Here is a 253-nt window from a genome sequence, read left to right as displayed (position 1 = left end):
ATCAAGTTTTTTGCGTAGGCGGTTGACATTGACAGTTAACGTATTATCGCTGACAAAGCGCTCATCATCCCATAGACTTTTGATTAATGCGTCGCGTGTGACAATTTTATTTTTTTGCTCAATCAGCTGTTTTAAAATAAACATTTCATTCTTTGTCAGTTCAACTGAGCCTTCATTATGGGTAATCGTATTATTTTGATAATCGACGGTTGCACCGCACCATGTTTTGAATTCAATTTGCTCGGTATTGTAG

General features: G+C 36.8%; 1 protein-coding gene. It reads right to left on the bottom strand.

The annotated features are described in order from the left end of the window. Positions 1–253 (bottom strand): winged helix-turn-helix domain-containing protein (locus tag RYX56_RS23915; RefSeq protein WP_317124328.1); only part of this gene is annotated, 253 nt, incomplete at both ends.

Origin of the sequence: Alkalihalophilus lindianensis, assembly GCF_032843265.1 — a bacterium.
GTDB lineage: Bacteria > Bacillota > Bacilli > Bacillales > Bacillaceae_D > Alkalihalophilus > Alkalihalophilus lindianensis.
The sequence above is the reverse complement of the archived record's forward strand: the minus strand, read 5'-3'. Positions and strand labels throughout refer to the sequence as shown.